Here is a 16333-nt window from a genome sequence, read left to right on the forward strand (position 1 = left end):
CCTAGCGAATAAGCTGACCAGGTGAACGACCGTCTTGTGTGGATCGACTGCGAGATGACCGGGCTCGACCTCAATCGGGACGCCCTCATCGAAATCGCCGTTCTGGTGACCGACGGCGAGCTGAACGTGCTGGGTGAGGGCGTCGACGTGGTCATCCACGCCGACGAGTCGGCGCTGTCGGGGATGCCCGACGTGGTCCGCGAGATGCACGAGCGCTCCGGGCTGACCGAGGAGGTGCGCGCGTCGACGGTCCGGCTGGCCGAGGCCGAGCAACTCGCCCTGGCCTACATCCGCGAGCACGTGCCCGAGGCCGGGAGCGCCCCGCTGGCCGGCAACTCGATCGCGACCGACCGGGGCTTCCTGGCCCGCGACATGCCCGAACTCGACGCCTACCTGCACTACCGGATGGTGGATGTGAGTTCGATCAAGGAGCTCGCCCGGCGCTGGTACCCACGCGTGTTCTACGCCAAGCCGGAGAAGGGCCTCGCCCACCGCGCCCTGGCCGACATCAAGGAGTCCATCCGCGAGCTGTCGTACTACCGGCGGACGCTGTTCGTCGCCCCGCCCGGACCGAGCTCCGACGAGGCGCAGGCCGTCGCCGCATCCCTGGCCCCACCTGCGGACTAGCCCCGGCGCCGAACCCGTTTTCCGACTCCGGAAACGGGGCGCTACGATCGTTCCCGTCACCGACTCCGGCCGGTGGCGATGGTGGGTGTAGCTCAGCTGGTAGAGCACCTGGTTGTGGTCCAGGAAGTCGCGGGTTCGAGTCCCGTCACTCACCCCAGTCGCGGACCCCCACCGCGAGGCGCCTGAAGGACGCGTGATAGCGTTCCGCAGGCGCCGAGCGGTAGGGCGCAGCGACGAAGCAAGGCAAGCGCCGCTAGCTCAATTGGCAGAGCAGCTGGCTCTTAACCAGCGGGTTCGGGGTTCGAGTCCCTGGCGGCGCACCGCACGAAACGGTCCCCGTCTGCTCCGGCAGACGGGGACCGTTTCGCTTCCCCGGACCACCCGACCGCGATCAACTCGACACGCCCGGCCGGCCTGCCGTAAGCCGCCGAGTGCACCCTCACGGCAGTTCGATCACGAGCTCGCAGCATTGAGGTAGCACTCGGGCCGAGTGACTCCAAGGGCGGTCGACCGCCCCGGCTCGACGTGGCCCTGCTCGCCCCCGCGCCGTGCTGACCGCGCCGCGGCGTAGCGTCGCCGTACGTGACCATCGACGAAACAGCCGTGCCGATCGCGCACGTCGTGCGCGGCGGCGTGGTCGAGTCGGTGCACCACGGGCTCGTGGTCGGCCTCGACCCCGCCGGCTCGGTCGCCGTCCGGCAGGGTGACCCGGCCACGGTGATCTTCCCCCGGTCGGCGCTGAAGCCGGTGCAGGCCGTCGCCATGCTCCGCGTCGGCCTCGACCTCGACGGCGAGCTGCTCGCGCTGGCGAGTTCGAGCCACTCCGGAGAGGAGGCCCACCGCGAGGGAGCCCGCCGGCTGCTCGCCGGCGCCGGGCTCGCCGAACACCACCTGCAGAACACGCTGGGTCTGCCACGGGACGCGGCCGCGGCCCTCGCCTGGCAGGGCGCCGGGCACCCGCCGGCGCCGCTCGCGCAGAACTGCTCGGGCAAGCATGCCGCGATGCTCGCCACCTGCGTGGCCGCGGGCTGGGACACCGCGACCTACCGGGATCCCACCCATCCGCTGCAGCGTGCCATCCGGGCCACCGTCGCCGAGCTGACCGGCGACGACGTCACCCATGTGACCGTCGACGGCTGCGGCGCCCCGCTGTTCTCCTGCACCCTCGGCGGCCTCGCCCGCGCGTTCGCCCGGATCGCCACCGCAGACCCGCGCACACCGGCGGGCCGGGTCGCCGCGGCGCTGCGCAGCCACCCGTGGTGGCTCGGTGGCACCGGGCGCCCGGTCACCCGGTTCATCGAGGGCGTTCCCGGCCTGATCGGCAAGGATGGCGCCGAGGGCGTGTTCGCCGCGGCGCTAGCGGACGGGCGAGCGGCCGCGGTCAAGGTCCTCGACGGCGCCGCCCGGCCGGTGCCGGCCGTGGTGGCCGCGACGCTCCGCGCGCTCGGGGTGGACGCCCCGGCGCTCGACGAGATCGGCCGGGTCGACGTCCTGGGGCACGGCAGGCCCGTCGGTGCCGTCGTGGCGCTCGACTACTGCTCCTCGGCGTAACGCTCCACCAGCCGCGCGGTCCGCCGCTTCACGACCCAGCCGACCGCCAGCCCGGCCCCCAGTCCGACGGCGAGGCCGATCCAGGAGAACCGAGACAGCCACTTCTCCGCGGCCACGCCGAGGTAGTACACCGCCGCCGTCGTCCCGCCCGCCCACACGATGCCGCCGAGTGCGTTCGCGATCAGGAACCGCGGGTAGGGCATCCGCAGCGCACCGGCCAGCGGCCCGGCCAGGATCCGCAGCAGCGCGATGAACCGGCCGAAGAACACCGCCCACATCCCCCAGCGGGCGAACACGCGCTCGGCCGCCGTGACGTGCGCCGGCCCGAAGTGCTTCGGGAACCGGCGCGCGGCCCACCCGAACAACGACGCACCGTATCGCCGGCCCAGCGCGTAACCGATCGAATCGCCCACGACGGCCCCGGTCGCGGCCGCGACCCCGATCCACAGCGGGGACACCGCCAGTTCCTGCCGCGACGACAGCAACGCGGCGCTGACCAGCACGATCTCGCCGGGCAGCGGCACCCCCAAGCTCTCGATGCCGACCACCAGACCCGCGATGAGATACACCATCAGCGGCGGGATCGTCTGCAACAGGTGGTCGACCGACATGCCTCCAGTGTGGCCGAGTCCGCGGCAGCGCGACGTCGCGCGCCGGAACGCGACCGGCGGCCGGTGGTCGGCTAGGTTCGCCGGCATGACCGATCCCAGGACCGACCCGATCGTCACCACCGGCGCGGGCCGGGTCCGGGGGCGGTTCGTCGACGGTGTCGCCCGGTTCCGTTCCGTTCCCTACGCGGCCGCCCCGGTCGGCGCGCTGCGGTTCGCCGCACCCGCTCCGGCCAGACCGTGGGACGGTGTCCGCGAGGCGGGCGAGCCGGGCCCCAACGCGCCCCAGGTCTCCCGCGGCATCGCCGGGATCGACCTGGCCCCCGTCATCGGTACCGGTTGGCAGCGGGGCGACGAGTACCTGACGGTCGACGTGTGGACCCCGGACCCGACCGCCGCCGGGCTACCGGTGATGGTCTTCGTCCACGGCGGTGCGTTCGTCGCCGGGTCGGGCAGCGCGGCGGCCTACGACGGGACCGCGTTCGCCCGTTCCGGGGTCGTCCTCGTGACCGTGAACTACCGGCTCGGCGCCGAGGGCTTCCTGCCCGTCCCGGGTGGCGCCACCAATGTCGGGCTGCGCGACCAGATCGCCGCCCTGGAGTGGGTGCAGCGCAACGCAGCCTCGTTCGGTGGCGACGCCGGCAACGTCACGGTGTTCGGCGAGTCCGCCGGCGCGATGAGCATCGCCGACCTGCTCGCCTCGCCGCCGGCGCGGGGACTCTTCCGGCGGGCCGTCCTGCAGAGCGGTCACGCGGAGATGGTGCGCACGCCCGGCCCGGCCGCCCGGCTGGTCGAACAGGTCGCGGAGCTCCTCGGGGTGCGCCCGGACGTGGCGGACTTCCGGGCCCGCAGCATCGACGATCTGCTCGCCGTGCAGGCCACGGTGTCCGACCCGCAGCGCCGCGTCGACCTGCGCGAGGACGACGGCTCGGACCCGGGCTACGGGCTGGGCGCGTTCCTCCCGATCGTGGGCGACGACGTGCTGCCCGAGCATCCGCTCACCGCGCTGCGCGGCGGGGCGAGCGGCGCGATCGACCTGCTGATCGGGACGAACAGCGAGGAGATGAACCTCTACCTCGTGCCGAGCGGGGTCGTCGACGTCCTCACCGCCGAGCAGGCCGGCGCCGCCGTCCGCGCCGTCCGGGCCGACGCGGACGACCTGCTGCAACGCTACGGACTCGGAACGGACGGCGGCCGTCCGGGCACGGTGTTCAGCGCGGCGATGACCGATCTGGTCTTCCGCGCGCCCGCGCAGCGGGTGGCTCAGGCCCACGCCGGACGCACCCACGTCTACGAGTTCGCATGGCGGTCCCCGGCCTTCGACGGCCGGCTCGGCGCCTGCCACGCCGTGGAGTTGCCGTTCGTCTTCGACACGCTCGCCGCGGCGGGCGGCCGCAACGGGCTGGTCGGCGCCGCGCCCCCGCAGGAGGTCGCCACGCTGATGCACCGGGCCTGGGTCGGGTTCGCGACCGGCGGCGACCCGGGCTGGCCGGAGCACACCGCCGACCGGCCCGAGGTGTTGCGCATCGACACCGGCCCCACGGTCGTGCGGGCCGGCTCGGCGTCCGGGGCACAGGCGTGAGCGCCGTCAAGGACCAGCTGTTCAAAGCCCTCACCGCCGTGCACCGCACCGCCTTCCGGGCCTCCCGGGGACGGGTCCTCGGCCGCGCGGGCGGCATGCCGGTCGTGGAGCTGATCACGACCGGCCGGCGCTCGGGCGCGCGCCGGTCGACCATGCTCACCGCGCCGCTCGTCGAGGGGGACGACATCGTCCTCGTGGCGTCCTACGGCGGCGACGACCGGCACCCGGCCTGGTACCTCAACCTGCGGGCGCATTCCGAGGTGGAGCTGACCACGACCGGGTCGACGCGGCGGATGGTGGCGCGCACCGCCACCGGTGACGAGCGCGACCGGCTGTGGGCCCGGATCATCGCCGACCACGCGAACTACGCCGGCTATCAGCGCCGGACCGACCGCGTGATCCCGGTCGTGGTGCTGGAGCCCGCGTAGTCCCCGGCCCCCGGGGCCGGGCCGGGCAGGGCCTGGGCTCTACGGTCGGTACATGACGCAGGGCGTGGGACGGATCGGCCGGTACGTGCGGATGGTGGCCCAGCCGGGGCAGGGCTCCGCGCTGGCCGAGCAGCTGATGCGGGTGGCCGACGGGCTGCGCGACGCCCCGGGCTGCGAGCTGTACATCATCAACCGCACCCCGGACGAGCCCGACACCGTGTGGGTGACCGAGGTGTGGGCCGACGCGGCCGCCTCGGACGCGGCGCTGTCCCGGGACATGGGCGAGGCCGGGATCGGCGAGGTACTGGCCCTGCTCGCCGGGCCGCCCGAGTTCGTCGATCTCGCCCCGGTCGGCGGCCCCGGGCTGCGCTGAGCCCGCCGCCCTCACAGAGCGTCGACGCCCACCACCGACGGCAGCCGGGCCAGCCGGCTGACCAGCAGCGACGCCTCCTCGTCGGTGAGTGAGACGGTGCAGCGGACGGTGCTGAGCCCGGCACCCTCACGGACGTCGACGCTCAGGTTCCGCACCCGGTAACCGCGGCCGCGCAGCAGCGTGACGACGCGAAGCACGCCGTCGAGGCCGTCGGTGGTGCGGACTTCGTGGCAGCGGTGCGCCCGGAGGGCGGCGAGCGTGGCTTCGGGGAGGGTCGCGGTGTTCATCGCCGCAGCTCCTGCCTGTCGACGCGGAAGCATCCGGCCGAGCCAGGTCTCGGGCGGGGCGGTCACACCCCCGAGCTGAGCGGTTGCACCATCGGCAAACGCGGAACGCGCGCCGGGAACCTGGCTCAGCCGGCGCGCCGCCCAATGATGATCCTGCGGACCACGCATCGACGGTACGCCCGCGACCGAAGGGTCACCACCCCTCCGGCGCGTCCGGTCATCCCTTCGGCGCGTCGGCATCCCGCTTCGTGCGGGCCCGCAGCGACCCGGCGTGCGCCTTCGCCTCCGGGTCCTTGCGGGTCTTGGCCAGGCTGGCCACCGTGACCACGGCCAGCACCACGACGATGACACCCAGGCTGATCGGCGTCGAGATCTCCGGGACCGAGGTGCTGATGTCCTCGTGGGCCCAGTGCAGGATCAGCTTCACGCCGATGAACGCGAGGATCAGCGCGAGCCCGGCGGACAGGTAGACCAGCCGGTCGAGCAGGCCCTTGACCAGGAAGTACAGCGCCCGCAGTCCGAGCAGCGCGAAGGCGTTGGCGGTGAGGACGATGTAGGGCTCGGCGGTCACGCCGAACACCGCGGGGATCGAGTCGAGCGCGAAGAGCAGGTCGGCGCTGCCGATCGCGATCAGCACGATCAGCAGCGGGGTGACCATCCGCTTGCCGTCGACCTTCGTGACCAGCTTGCCCTCGACGAAGTCCTCGGTGACCGGCAGCACCCGGCGCGACACCCGGACCACGGCGTTGTCCGGATCCGGGTCCTCGTCGCGGTGGCGGAACAACTGCACGGCCGTGAAGACCAGCAGCAACCCGAAGATCAGGAACATGAACGAGAACAGGCTGAGCAGGGTCGCGCCGACCACGATGAAGATCGCGCGCATGATCAGCGCCAGGATGATGCCGAAGGTCAGCACCTTGTGCTGATGCTTCTCGGGCACGGCGAACGTGGTCATGATGATCACGAAGACGAACAGGTTGTCGACCGACAGGCTCTTCTCGACGATGTAGCCCGCGAAGTACTCGGTGCCGAACTCGCCGCCGGCGATCATCGTGAACACGACGCCGAACACGATGGCGACGAGGATGTAGAACACCGACCAGGCGACGGCCTCTTTGAACCCGACCCGGTGCGGCCGCACCGCCGCCAGCGTCAGATCCAGCGCGAGCAGACCGACGATCACCCCGATCGTCACCGCCCAGCCCAGTCCGCTGACCTCCAGCACCCCGCGACCTCCGTCGTCTCGTCAGCACCACCCGTACACGCACCAGCCTAGGCAGATATCCCCATAGGGGCCCTATCGGATGAACAGCGCATTCAACCCAGGCTTCTGACCAGCGGGTTCCGCCGCGAAGATCCTCTCCGAGACAGGGAGCCGCCGTCGACACGCGCCACCCGATGGTGCCGTCCCGCCCGGCCGTAACGCCGCCGGGCGGGCGCCCGACAACCCCGGCATCGTGCCCCCCTCCGACCCGGCCTGCGCGGACCGCGGCCACCCGGGAGATCCCCGGACGGCGCTGCGGGCCGAGATCGGCGCGCCGGTCCACACGGTGCTGCAACTCGGCGAGCTCGCCCTGCGGCTGAGGCGTGGCCGGCAGCCGCCGCGACCCGCGGAGCTGCCGCCGCGGCCGACGGGGTTCGTCGGCCGCGCCCGGGAGATCGCAACGATCGCGCACGCCGCCGCACCCGCGTCCGGGACGACCGGGGTGCTGCTCACCGGGCGACCGGGCGCGGGCAAGACCGCGCTCGCCGTCGAGGCCGGGCACCGGCTCGGCGAGCTCTTCCCGGACGGCGCGCTCGGTGTCGAGCTGCGCGACGGGCGTTCGGTGTACGAGGTGACCGGGCGGCTGCTCCGCTCGCTCGGGGTGCCCTCCGCCGACCTGCCCGACCGCCCCGGACCGCGGCTCGCCGCCTACCACCGGGCACTGGCCGAGCGCCGGGTGCTGGTGCTCCTCGACGACGTCGCCGCCACGGCTCAGGTCGCTCCGCTGCTCCCGGTCGGCGGCGGGTCGTTCGCCCTGCTCACCTCCCGGCACACCCTGCCCATGCTGCCCCCCGGGCTCGTCCGGCTGCGCATCGGCGACCTCGACGCCGCGGACGCGCGCCGGTTGCTCGAGGTCGCCGTCGGCGACGATCTGGACGGGCCGGCCGAGCTGATCCGGCTCTGCGCCGGGTTGCCCCTGGCGCTGCGCATCGTCGCCGCCCGGCTGGCCGGCGAGTCCGATCTCTCCCCGGCCCGGCTCGCCCACCTGCTGGGCAGGCGCCGGGGCATGCTGGGCGAGCTGCGCGCCGGAGAGCAGACCGTCGAGGCGGCGTTCGCACTGTCCTATGAGGCGCTCGCTCCCGCGCAGCGCTCGGTCTTCCGCCGCCTCGCGGCGGCCCCGCTGCGCGACCTGACCCCGGGCGCCGCGGCCGCGCTGGCCGGCAGGCCCGAGGAGCTGGTCGGCCCGCTGCTGCGCGGGCTGCACGGCGCGCATCTGCTCGACCTGCGCCCGCCTGCCGACTCCGACGCGGGCCCGGCCCGGTACGAGCTGCACGCCCTGCTGCGCCGCTACGCCGAGCAGCGCCTGTCCGACAGCGAACCCCCGGGCACGACGCAGGCCGCGCAGGACCGCCTCACCCGGCACTACCTGGCGCTGCTCGACCGGTGTCCGGAACGCGCCTGGTTCACCGCGGAACGGGACAACCTGCCGGTGGTCGCCGACCTGCTGGCCCGGTCCGACCCGGCCGGGTCCGACCGGCTCGCCGCCGCCCTCGCCCGACGCTGCTCACCGCGCGCCCCCCGGGCGCGGTGGCGGTAGACCCGGCTCCCCGCCACGGCGCGCGGCCGAGCGGCCCCGCCCCCGCGGTGGCCGCTGCCGCTCACCAGGAGCCGAGGCGACTCCCACCGGGTCCGTAGATGCGGCCGTCGCTGGCGAACCAGCAGTGGGCGATACCGCGATACATCCCGGTTCGCCCGCACATCCGCAGCCCGTCCGGCACGCTCCCGCGGCGTGATCGCGGCCCGTCGGCAGGCCGGACGAGCCGCTCTCCCGGCGCGTCGTCGCTCCCCGGGGCGTCCACGGTGCCGGCCCACCAGGAGGTCGGGGCGGCGGCCCCGTCGTGCCCCAGCAGCGCGAGCAGGTCGGCCAGGTCCTCCTCGTCGCCGAATCCGGCAGCGCGCAGCGCCGGTTCCTGGTCGCGGTGCGCCGACGGGTCTTCGGGTTCGGGAGCAGCCCCCGGATCCGGTGAGCGATCGGTCATGCGTCGCGGTCCTCTCTCGGGTGGGGTTCGGTGTCGGGGACTGGTGGTGCGACGCCGTGCGAGCCGTCCCGGGCCGAGCGGGCAACCTGCTGGCACAGCTCGCGGGCGGCCCGGGCGTGACGGCCCAGCCGATCGGAGACATCGGCGGACTCCCAGGCCGCCCACTGCTCGGCAGCCCGCCGCGCAGCCGCGGCGACCCGAGCCGGCTCGGTGTCCGGAGCCAGCCCGAGACAGCCGGCGGCGTCCACGCCGGTGGCCAGCGCCTCGATCGCCGCCGCCTCCGCAGCCGGCAGCACCCAACGACCGCTGAGCAGGTCGGTGAGCGCGTCGCTCAGCCGGACCTGCGCCAGCTCCGGGCGGTTCCGGTAGGCGGTGAGCTCGTCGCCGAGCGCGGCGATCCCGGGCTGGTGGTCGGCCCCCGCGTCACGGACCGCGCGTTCGGCCGCCGCCAGGACCCGGGTGCAGCGGAGCCGGTCCGCGGCGGCCAGCAGCGGGCCGCTGATCCGGCCCAGCAGCGTGTCGACGCCCGACCGGTCCCGCAACACGGTGCGCTGCGCGGACAGGTCGTGGGCTCCGGCGGCGGCCACCAGCTCACGGATGCCGTGCATGCCGATCACGTCCGCGAGTTGCAGTCGCTGCTCGCGGGTCAGCGGTCCGTCGGTCCAGTCACGGAACTCCCACTCGTCGGTCAGCGCCATGGCCAACCGGTCCGGGTCGGCGGCGCGCAGCACCCGCACCGCCCGGGCGTGCCCCTCGGTGAACCCGCCGGGCAGGGCGGCCGCGCCGAGCAGCCCCGCCACCGGGACGGGATCGGCCACCAGACCGCGCAATCCCGCCGCGTACGCGCCGGCCCCCCGGTGCATGTCAGGCCACGGGTCCTCCCCCGCCATCCCGAAGCGTTCCGGCCGGCTCAGCACCCCGACGGTGTTGGCCGCGGTCAGCCCGGCGGCCACCGCGAACCGCCGGATCGCCTCGATCGCCTCCGCCGGCTCCGGACCTGGCTCGGGGAGCACCAGCAGCACGGCGTCGGCCTCGGCGAGGGCTGCAGGCGGCCAGGTCCGGCAGTGCCGCACCCCCGGCAGATCGAGCACCGTCCAGTGCCGCAGCGCCTCGATGGGTGCACGCAGCACGAGGCGGTCGACCTCCTCCACCTTCAGGCCCAGTCCGGCGAGATCGGCGGGGATGTACGGACCGTCCTCGCAGCAGGCCGCGCGGGGGTCGCCGTCACGGACGATCGCCAGTAGGACCGCGGGCTCGCCGTAGCGGAACCAGCAGGCGACGGCGGCAGTGGGGACCCGCCCGACCGGAGTGGCCCGGGCCCCGAGGATGACGTCGACCAGCGTCGAGGCCCCGTCGCCGTGCTCACCGACGACCGCGAGCCGTGGAGCCGGTTCGGCCAGCGCCGCAAGGCCGGCACGCAACCGCTCACCGGCCGGCCCCCGCCCCACATGATCGATCCGGGCGGCCAACAGGTCGGCCAGACCCGCACACAGCGGACCGGTCATGTGACGAAGTGCCTCGAATCGCTGGAGGAGCGAGCCCCGCTCGGGCCGACGGACAGCCCAGATGGTCGGGGACATCACGCTTGCGGATGTTGCACCGATGCCACATCAACCAGCCCGGCTTCGCCACCCGCCCGGCGGCGCAACCGCTGCTCGTCGAGGAGCCTCAGCCGCCGTGGCGTGGACCGGTATCCGGTGTCGACGAGACCCTCGCGCACCAGCGCACTGAGTTCCTGGCCGACGATCCGCGGCCGGGCCCGCACCAGGTCGGCGATGCGGGCCTGGGACAACGGGACGTCGATGACAGTCGAGGAACCGTCCGGTCCCGGACGGCCGAACTCCTGTGCGTGGTCGAGCAGCACCCAGGTGATGCGGTCGGCGAGCCGGCCCTGCGCGTAGCGGATCCGCTGGTCGACGGTCCGGCGCATCTTGCCGATCACCACGTTCGTCACCGCACGGTGCACGTCCGGGTGGCGGGCCAGGAACCGGTCCAGCGTCGGGTGGTGGAACACCCGGCACCGGGTCGGCAGGACCGCGCGCACCGTCGCGGAGCGCGGCTGCCGGTCGAGGCAGCCGAACTCCCCCAGCAGGTCCCCGGTGCCGCGGAACGCCAGGAAGACGTCCTGCCCGCCGTCGTCGGACACGGTGACCGCGGTGAGGCCCGCCTCCATCAGCAGCATCGTCTCCGACGGCGAGCCCTGCAGCAGGATCGTCTCGCCGGCCGGGTAGCTCACCACGTGTCCCAGCTCGCGCAGTTCGGCCCAGGCTGCCGGGGACAAGCCGGCCAGCAGCGCGGGTGTCGTCGTCACCGGACAGCCCCTCTCCACCGCGGTGCACGTCGCTCCGGCAAACCTATCCCTCCCCGTGGCCTTCTCGTAGGGTTCGGCTGGTGTTGAGCTGCGAGCACCGGGCGGGGACACGGGGGCGGGTGACCAGCACGCGGCTCCTGTGCGTGGCCGTCGACCTCGAGGGCTTCAGCCGGCGCTCGCTCGCCGAGCAGGAAAGCGCCCAGGACCGCATCGCCGACCTCCTCGACGCGGCGTGGCTCGCCGGCGATGTGCCCGCCGACGCGATCACCCGGCGACAAACCGGGGACGGGGAACTGACCCTGCTCGACGTCGCCGGCGCCGAGTCGGAGGTACTGGCCGCGTTCATCGGCGCGCTGCGTGCCGGCCTCACCGCGGCGAACGGGGCCGCCGGACCGTGCCACCGCATGCGACTGCGGGTCGCGGCGCACGCGGGCAGCGCGGTGGCGGGTCCGAACGGCTTCGCCGGGCACGCGGTGATCCGCACGTGCCGGCTCGTCGACTGCGCCCCGCTGCATGCGCTGCTCGCCGAGAATCCCGACGCGGACCTCGGGTTGATCGTGTCCGACTCGCTGTTCGAGGACGTGGTGAGTGTGGGTACGGGCGGAGCGCTGGCGGCGCGGGAGTTCCAGCCCGTGCTCGTGGTCGACGCGGCGAAGCGGTTCTCCGCGCATGCCTGGCTGCACATCGGCGGGCCCGCGAACGGTGCGACCTGCGCGGTCCACGCCCGCGAACCCGCCGAGCCCGCGCGGTTGCGCATCGACATCGCCGACGGCGGGCACGTCGGCACGATCCTCCAGGTCGGGGAGGTCCACGGCGGGCTGTCTCTGGGCCATGTCCCCCGGTCGCCGCGGCCGTGACCGGTCCGGCGCCCGACGTCGATCTGTCGTTGCGGATCGACGCCCCGGTCGAGGTCGCCGTCCAGATCGGCCGGCTCGTGCTGGAGCCCGGCGTGCCCGCCCCTTCCCCGCCCGCACCGGTGACGGGACCGTTGATCGGGCGTGCGGCCGCGCTCGCGGCGCTCGACGCGCTCGCGGCGGCCGACCGTCGTCCGCCCGGGGTGCTGCTCTACGGACCGGCCGGCATCGGGGCGTCGTCACTGGTGCTCGGGTTCGCCGCCCGCCACGGCCCCACGTTTCCGGGCGGGGTACTGCTCGCCCACCTCGACGACGCCGGTGCGGACCCGGGGCCGCCCCTGCGCCGGCTGCTGCTCGACCTCGGGCTGACCGACGCCGACATCCCGGCCCGCACGACCGACCGCACGGCGCTGTACCGGTCGCTGCTCGCGGCCCGTCCCGCCCTGGTGCTGCTGGAGGACGCCCGCTCGGCGGAGCAGGTGCGGGCGTTGCTGCCCGGTGGCGGCTCCTTCGCGATCACCACGGCCCGCCGCGCGCTACCCGGGCTGGCCGTGGACGACGTCGCGAGCCAGCCGGTGCACGGGCTCCACCACTGCTCGGCGACGGATCTGCTGGGCTCGCACGCAGACCGGCCGGCCTGGCGCGATCCGGACCGGTTCGCCGCTGTGGTGCGGCGTTGCCAGGGCTCGCCGCTGGCGCTGCTGCTGATCGCCTGCGGACCGGCCACCACCGCCTCGCCCGAGGAGGTGCTCGCCGCGCTGGGCCCGGCCGGGCCGGTCGATCCGGCGCGCGCCGCGGTCACGGCGGCCCGTGTGGCGCTGGCGGCCACACCGCCGCAGGCCCGGGACCTGCTGGGGGTCGCCGTCGCGGCCGGGCTCGTGGACCTCGGCGCCCGGACGCTGGCCGCGCTGACCGAGCGTGAGCCCGCGGCCACGGGCGAGCTGCTCGAGGAGCTGGCCCGGCGCCGGTTGCTGACCCCGGTACCCGGGGCCGCGGGCCGCTTCACCGTGCCCGACCCGGTGCGCCGGGCGCTGCCGGCGGCCGGGTCCGGTGCAGCGCAGCGGTACCTGGATCTGACCACTGCCCGGTCCGCGGCGGACCCGACCGGATGGTTCGACGCCGAGCAGCGCAACCTGCTCGCTCGCGCCACGGCGGCGGCGCGGGCCCAGGACCGCGACACTCTGGGCGCGCTCGCCGGGGCCGCGGCGGCGCCGGCCGACGTGGCCTGGATCGTGGCTCGCGCCGCCGCGGAGACCGCCGCAGCCGGGGACGATGCGAGCGAGGCGGCGATCCGGCTACGCGCGGCGTCGATACACCGCCGCGGCGGCGCCTGGGGCGACGCACTGCGGGAGGCGGCGCGCGCTCTCGAACTGGCCGAGCGGCTCGGCGATCGGCGGATCGGCGGGCACGCGACGCGGATCGTCGCCGATGTGCTCGCCGGGCGCGGCGAGCCGGCCGCCGCCGAACGGATGTACCTGACCGCCCGCGACCTGCTCGCCGGCTGCGATCCCGAGCAGCACGCGCACGCCGTGCGCGGTCTGGGCCAGGTCCACCGCCGGCAGGGCCGGATCGCGGAGGCGCTGGTCGACCTGCGCGCAGCGCTCACCGCCTACCGCCGGCTCGGGCACCGCTCCGGCCTCGCGGCGACCTGGCAGGACGTCGCGGAGGCCGAGTGGGAGCGTGGCCACCGGCCCGAAGCGATCGCCGGCTACCGGGCGGCGCTGGCGAGCCTGGCCGGGGACGGTGACCGGCTGGCGCAGCGCTGGGCGACGCTGGCCGGCGGCGGCCGTCTCCAGGTCGGCGCCGGGCCCGGGGAAGCGGCGGCGGAGCTCGCCGGGCGGGCGCTGGCCGGGGCCGTCGGCGACGGGGCGGCCGCGCGCGCGATCCGGGCCCTCGCCGCGCTCGGCGAGGGCCCGGCGGACCGGTCCGGGACCCAGTTGCTGGCCCTGTGCGCACTGGCCGCGGAATCCGGACCGGGCCCGGCCCCGGGCTGAGCGCGCCCCGTGCCCGGGCTCCGGCCAGCCGGCGCCGTCGCGATCACCGCGCGGCGAACACCCCGTCCGGGAAACAGCCCGCCGCGACCAGCGTCCGGACCAGCACGCCACCGAGCTCGGCGAGACGACCGGCGTCGTCGGCACCCAGGTGGGACCAGGGTCCCGCACCGAGCCGGTCGGTGTCGCCCTCGAGCCGGCGCCGCAGCGCGTCGCCCTCGGCGGTGAGCCCGAGGCCATCCGGGCCCGAGCCGTCACCGTCGCCGAGCAGGCCCCGTGAGCGCAGCGCGGCGACGGCGCCGTCCCACTGCGCGTCGGACCAGCCACGGCTGGCCTTGGCGAATGGCACGACGAAGCCCTTGCCGGTCGCGGTGGCCGTCACCAGCGCCTCGATCCCGGTCAGCCCGGCGTCGAGGAGCAGCGCGATGTGCCCGTCGCCGCGGTGCTCACGCAGGATCGACAGCGCGTGCCAGAGCACCAGGTGCGGCTCGACGGGCCACTCCAGGTCCAGATGCCCGGCGGCCAGCGGGCGGCCCTGCGGGTCGCACGCCTCGGCCGCTCGCCGGGCGAGGCCCGCGGCCTCGGCGACCGCGGGCGAGGCGACGGTCTCGTCGCCGAGCAGCCGGCGCAGCGCCGCGTCCGCGGCGGCGAACCGGGCCGCGACGAGCGTCGCTGGATCGGCCAGCTCCCACGCGGCCGGGATGTGCCGGGCGACCAGGTCGGGGTTGAAGTTGTAGAAGGTCGCCGCGACCACGGAGGCCGACACCGCGCCCATCGGAGCGGCCCGGCCGGCGAAGTAGGTCATCCGGCCCGGCTCGAGTCCGGCACCGGTCAGGAGCCGCTCGGTCTCGGGGGCGAAGTAGACCATCGCGTGCAACGGCTCGAGGCCGCGCGCGATGCGGCCGGAGGCTTGGGGATCCACGGGCGCGGACCGTACCGTGATCGCCCGGCGAGCCGCAGCGGCTCAGGTCTCCCCGGCCTCGCGGCGGCTGCGCCGGGACGGGGCGAACACGCTCAGGTCCAGCAGGCCCGGCGCATCGCTGACCCCCGGCCCGCCGGCCCGGACCCAGGCGACGACCTCGTCGACGGCACCGGGGTCGAGCACCCCGGACAGCCACACCGGCCGGGCCCCGGCCGCCCGTCCGGCGGGCGACGGCCCGACGACGACCACATTGGATTCCGTGCAGGCGTCCAGGCAGTCGCTGATCCGGACCCGCCCCGCGGTCCCGACGCCGGCGCGCAGAACGGCGAGCTGGGCGGCGTGATCGACACCGGGGTGCTTGCGCGCGGTGCCGCAACAGCAGCCGCGGCACACCGTGATCGTGCAGCCGGCCGCATCGCTCGCATGGCGTTGCGCGACACGACGGCTCACTGTCCACTCACTCCTGACCCGCCGGCCGAGCGCCCGTCGGATCAACCCGGTCGGCTGCATTGACGGTGATGCAGGATGCATTTTAGATTGCGCCGCAGGTCACAGCACCGGGAGCCCGGCGGTGCGCGCCATCCGGACCCGACGACGAGATGGACCATGGCCCTGGACGATGCAACCGCCGGCTTCCTGGCGCAGCCGGCCGAGAGCGGGGCCAAGCCCTTGCACGAGATGACTCCCGAGGAGGCACGCAGCCTCGGCGGCATGCTGCGCGAGCTCTACGGGCCCGGTCCCGAGCTGCCCCGGGTGTCCGACGAGCAGGTGTCCACCTCGGGCGGATCGTCCTTCGGCGTCCGTGTGCTGGTGCCGAACGACTCTCCTCGCGCTGTGATCGTCTACTACCACGGCGGCGGCTGGGTGATCGGCGCGATCGACGAGTTCGACACGCTCGGCCGGCGACTCGCCGAGCGAACCGGTGCCGCCGCTGCTCGTCGCGGGGGACAGCGCCGGCGGCAACCTCTCGGCGATCATGGCGCAGCGGGCGGCCGGCACCTGAGCACGCAGGCCTCCCCGGCCTGACCGCACCTTCCCTTCAGAACAGGCACGCCCCAACACGCTCCCCCCAGCACTGCGACGGCGCAGGAGACCGGTGTCCCACCGGGCCCGGTTGAGCAGGTGCTCCCATCCCGTCCGGGCTGGGTTCACCGGCGTGCTCGGCGGTGCTCCAGCAGGTCTTGCGGGGCAGCTCGGCGAGCATCCCGCGCGGGAACCGGGTGAAGCGTTGCCGGGTCTCGACCCGCCCGAACCGGGCCGCGACCCGATCGAGGAGTTGACCTTCCACGACCGACCACAGGCCGGCCTCTACGCTGTGGCCCGCGGCCACCGCATCGTCTGGAGTCCACACAACCCCGGATGATCATGCGGTGGCCGCGCCGCGTTCCCGGCGCCCCCACAGACAACATCACGCAGTCCGGCTGGAGTACTAGAACAGGTGGTTCTTGCCGCCGAAGACCTCGCTGACCGAGTCGTCGGTGAAGATCCGGCGGATGGAGTCGGCGAGCAGCGGGGCGCAGGATACGACGTCGATCGTCGACGGCGCGCCCGGCTGC

Annotated in this window: 18 protein-coding genes and 2 tRNA genes; 11 read left to right on the plus strand and 9 right to left on the minus strand. The window is 74.7% G+C overall.

Annotated features, from left to right (window positions below; translation table 11 throughout):
* Nucleotides 1-21: 21 nt before the first annotated feature.
* The 4 genes from orn (at nt 22) to HF526_RS25315 (ending at nt 2178) form a co-directional block, all read left to right on the plus strand.
* Nucleotides 22-627, plus strand: a complete 606-nt coding sequence (orn, locus tag HF526_RS25300; RefSeq protein ID WP_169384068.1) for an oligoribonuclease — start codon at nt 22-24, stop codon at nt 625-627.
* Between the two features lie 81 nt (nt 628-708).
* Nucleotides 709-784, plus strand: a tRNA-His gene (locus HF526_RS25305).
* Between the two features lie 90 nt (nt 785-874).
* Nucleotides 875-947 (plus strand) — tRNA-Lys (locus HF526_RS25310).
* A gap of 262 nt (nt 948-1209) precedes the next feature.
* A complete protein-coding gene (locus HF526_RS25315) occupies nt 1210-2178 on the plus strand; it encodes an asparaginase (RefSeq protein WP_338051734.1) in 969 nt (322 codons plus the stop codon).
* On the opposite strand, the gene HF526_RS25320 is transcribed toward HF526_RS25315, so the two are convergent.
* On the minus strand, nt 2160-2789 hold the full coding sequence (locus tag HF526_RS25320; protein WP_169384069.1) for a DedA family protein: 630 nt from the start codon (nt 2787-2789) through the stop codon (nt 2160-2162). The genes HF526_RS25315 and HF526_RS25320 overlap by 19 nt on opposite strands.
* Before the next feature lie 85 nt (nt 2790-2874).
* Here HF526_RS25320 and HF526_RS25325 point away from each other — a divergent pair, with 85 nt between their 5' ends.
* From HF526_RS25325 to HF526_RS25335, 3 genes are read left to right on the plus strand one after another with little or no spacing between them, the layout of a single operon-like run.
* Nucleotides 2875-4368, plus strand: coding sequence for a carboxylesterase/lipase family protein (locus HF526_RS25325; protein ID WP_169384070.1), 1494 nt, complete (start codon nt 2875-2877; stop codon nt 4366-4368).
* The gene (locus tag HF526_RS25330; protein WP_338051735.1) at nt 4365-4796 is read left to right on the plus strand and encodes a nitroreductase/quinone reductase family protein; all 432 of its coding nucleotides are present in this window, start codon (nt 4365-4367) and stop codon (nt 4794-4796) included. The genes HF526_RS25325 and HF526_RS25330 overlap by 4 nt, the downstream gene beginning before the upstream one ends.
* A 52-nt stretch (nt 4797-4848) precedes the next feature.
* Nucleotides 4849-5169 (plus strand): putative quinol monooxygenase, encoded by a 321-nt coding sequence (locus HF526_RS25335; RefSeq protein ID WP_169384071.1) that lies wholly within the window; start codon nt 4849-4851, stop codon nt 5167-5169.
* 11 nt (nt 5170-5180) lie between these two features.
* Here HF526_RS25335 and HF526_RS25340 read toward each other — a convergent pair whose 3' ends face one another.
* Together HF526_RS25340 and HF526_RS25345 are read right to left on the minus strand one after the other, a co-directional pair.
* Nucleotides 5181-5456 (minus strand): ACT domain-containing protein, encoded by a 276-nt coding sequence (locus tag HF526_RS25340; RefSeq protein WP_169384072.1) that lies wholly within the window; start codon nt 5454-5456, stop codon nt 5181-5183.
* A gap of 217 nt (nt 5457-5673) precedes the next feature.
* Nucleotides 5674-6681 (minus strand): TerC/Alx family metal homeostasis membrane protein, encoded by a 1008-nt coding sequence (locus tag HF526_RS25345; protein WP_169384073.1) that lies wholly within the window; start codon nt 6679-6681, stop codon nt 5674-5676.
* A gap of 232 nt (nt 6682-6913) precedes the next feature.
* On the opposite strand from HF526_RS25345, the gene HF526_RS25350 reads away from it, so the two are divergent.
* Nucleotides 6914-8257 (plus strand): AAA family ATPase, encoded by a 1344-nt coding sequence (locus tag HF526_RS25350; RefSeq protein WP_169384074.1) that lies wholly within the window; start codon nt 6914-6916, stop codon nt 8255-8257.
* Nucleotides 8258-8318: 61 nt separating this feature from the next.
* Here HF526_RS25350 and HF526_RS25355 read toward each other — a convergent pair whose 3' ends face one another.
* The 3 genes from HF526_RS25355 to HF526_RS25365 all read right to left on the minus strand — a co-directional run bounded on the left by HF526_RS25355 (nt 8319) and on the right by HF526_RS25365 (nt 11010).
* Nucleotides 8319-8699, minus strand: coding sequence for a hypothetical protein (locus tag HF526_RS25355; protein WP_169384075.1), 381 nt, complete (start codon nt 8697-8699; stop codon nt 8319-8321).
* Entirely contained in the window at nt 8696-10204 is a 1509-nt protein-coding gene (locus HF526_RS25360; protein WP_169384076.1) for a P-loop NTPase family protein, read from the minus strand. The genes HF526_RS25355 and HF526_RS25360 overlap by 4 nt, the downstream gene beginning before the upstream one ends.
* A gap of 74 nt (nt 10205-10278) precedes the next feature.
* Nucleotides 10279-11010, minus strand: coding sequence for a cyclic nucleotide-binding domain-containing protein (locus HF526_RS25365; protein ID WP_169384077.1), 732 nt, complete (start codon nt 11008-11010; stop codon nt 10279-10281).
* A gap of 119 nt (nt 11011-11129) precedes the next feature.
* Between HF526_RS25365 and HF526_RS25370 the strand changes: the two genes are divergently transcribed.
* Together HF526_RS25370 and HF526_RS25375 are read left to right on the plus strand one after the other, a co-directional pair.
* Nucleotides 11130-11867, plus strand: a complete 738-nt coding sequence (locus HF526_RS25370; RefSeq protein ID WP_169384078.1) for a hypothetical protein — start codon at nt 11130-11132, stop codon at nt 11865-11867.
* On the plus strand, nt 11864-13858 hold the full coding sequence (locus tag HF526_RS25375) for a tetratricopeptide repeat protein (RefSeq protein WP_169384079.1): 1995 nt from the start codon (nt 11864-11866) through the stop codon (nt 13856-13858). The genes HF526_RS25370 and HF526_RS25375 overlap by 4 nt, the downstream gene beginning before the upstream one ends.
* A gap of 43 nt (nt 13859-13901) precedes the next feature.
* Here HF526_RS25375 and HF526_RS25380 read toward each other — a convergent pair whose 3' ends face one another.
* Both HF526_RS25380 and HF526_RS25385 read right to left on the minus strand, forming a co-directional pair.
* Nucleotides 13902-14777, minus strand: coding sequence for an SCO6745 family protein (locus tag HF526_RS25380; RefSeq protein WP_420821655.1), 876 nt, complete (start codon nt 14775-14777; stop codon nt 13902-13904).
* Between the two features lie 42 nt (nt 14778-14819).
* Entirely contained in the window at nt 14820-15227 is a 408-nt protein-coding gene (locus HF526_RS25385) for a hypothetical protein (RefSeq protein WP_169384080.1), read from the minus strand.
* Nucleotides 15228-15383: 156 nt separating this feature from the next.
* Here HF526_RS25385 and HF526_RS25390 point away from each other — a divergent pair, with 156 nt between their 5' ends.
* Nucleotides 15384-15803 (plus strand): alpha/beta hydrolase fold domain-containing protein, encoded by a 420-nt coding sequence (locus HF526_RS25390; protein ID WP_211177782.1) that lies wholly within the window; start codon nt 15384-15386, stop codon nt 15801-15803.
* A gap of 13 nt (nt 15804-15816) precedes the next feature.
* Here the strand turns inward: HF526_RS25390 and HF526_RS25395 are convergent, their stop codons facing one another.
* Complete coding sequence (locus HF526_RS25395; RefSeq protein ID WP_169384081.1) at nt 15817-16065, minus strand: hypothetical protein; 249 nt, start codon at nt 16063-16065, stop codon at nt 15817-15819.
* Between the last annotated feature and the right edge of the window lie 268 nt (nt 16066-16333).

The organism is Pseudonocardia acidicola (assembly GCF_012911935.1).
Classification (GTDB): Bacteria; Actinomycetota; Actinomycetes; order Mycobacteriales; family Pseudonocardiaceae; genus Pseudonocardia; species Pseudonocardia acidicola.

Bases quoted from the DNA above. Each gene is read 5' to 3' on its own strand.
- HF526_RS25320 (WP_169384069.1), bottom strand. From the start codon at position 2,789: ATGTCGGTCGACCACCTGTTGCAGACGATCCCGCCGCTGATGGTGTAT.
- HF526_RS25325 (WP_169384070.1), top strand. From the start codon at position 2,875: ATGACCGATCCCAGGACCGACCCGATCGTCACCACCGGCGCGGGCCGG.
- HF526_RS25335 (WP_169384071.1), top strand. From the start codon at position 4,849: ATGACGCAGGGCGTGGGACGGATCGGCCGGTACGTGCGGATGGTGGCC.
- HF526_RS25340 (WP_169384072.1), bottom strand. From the start codon at position 5,456: ATGAACACCGCGACCCTCCCCGAAGCCACGCTCGCCGCCCTCCGGGCG.
- HF526_RS25355 (WP_169384075.1), bottom strand. From the start codon at position 8,699: ATGACCGATCGCTCACCGGATCCGGGGGCTGCTCCCGAACCCGAAGAC.
- HF526_RS25360 (WP_169384076.1), bottom strand. From the start codon at position 10,204: ATGACCGGTCCGCTGTGTGCGGGTCTGGCCGACCTGTTGGCCGCCCGG.
- HF526_RS25390 (WP_211177782.1), top strand. From the start codon at position 15,384: ATGGCCCTGGACGATGCAACCGCCGGCTTCCTGGCGCAGCCGGCCGAG.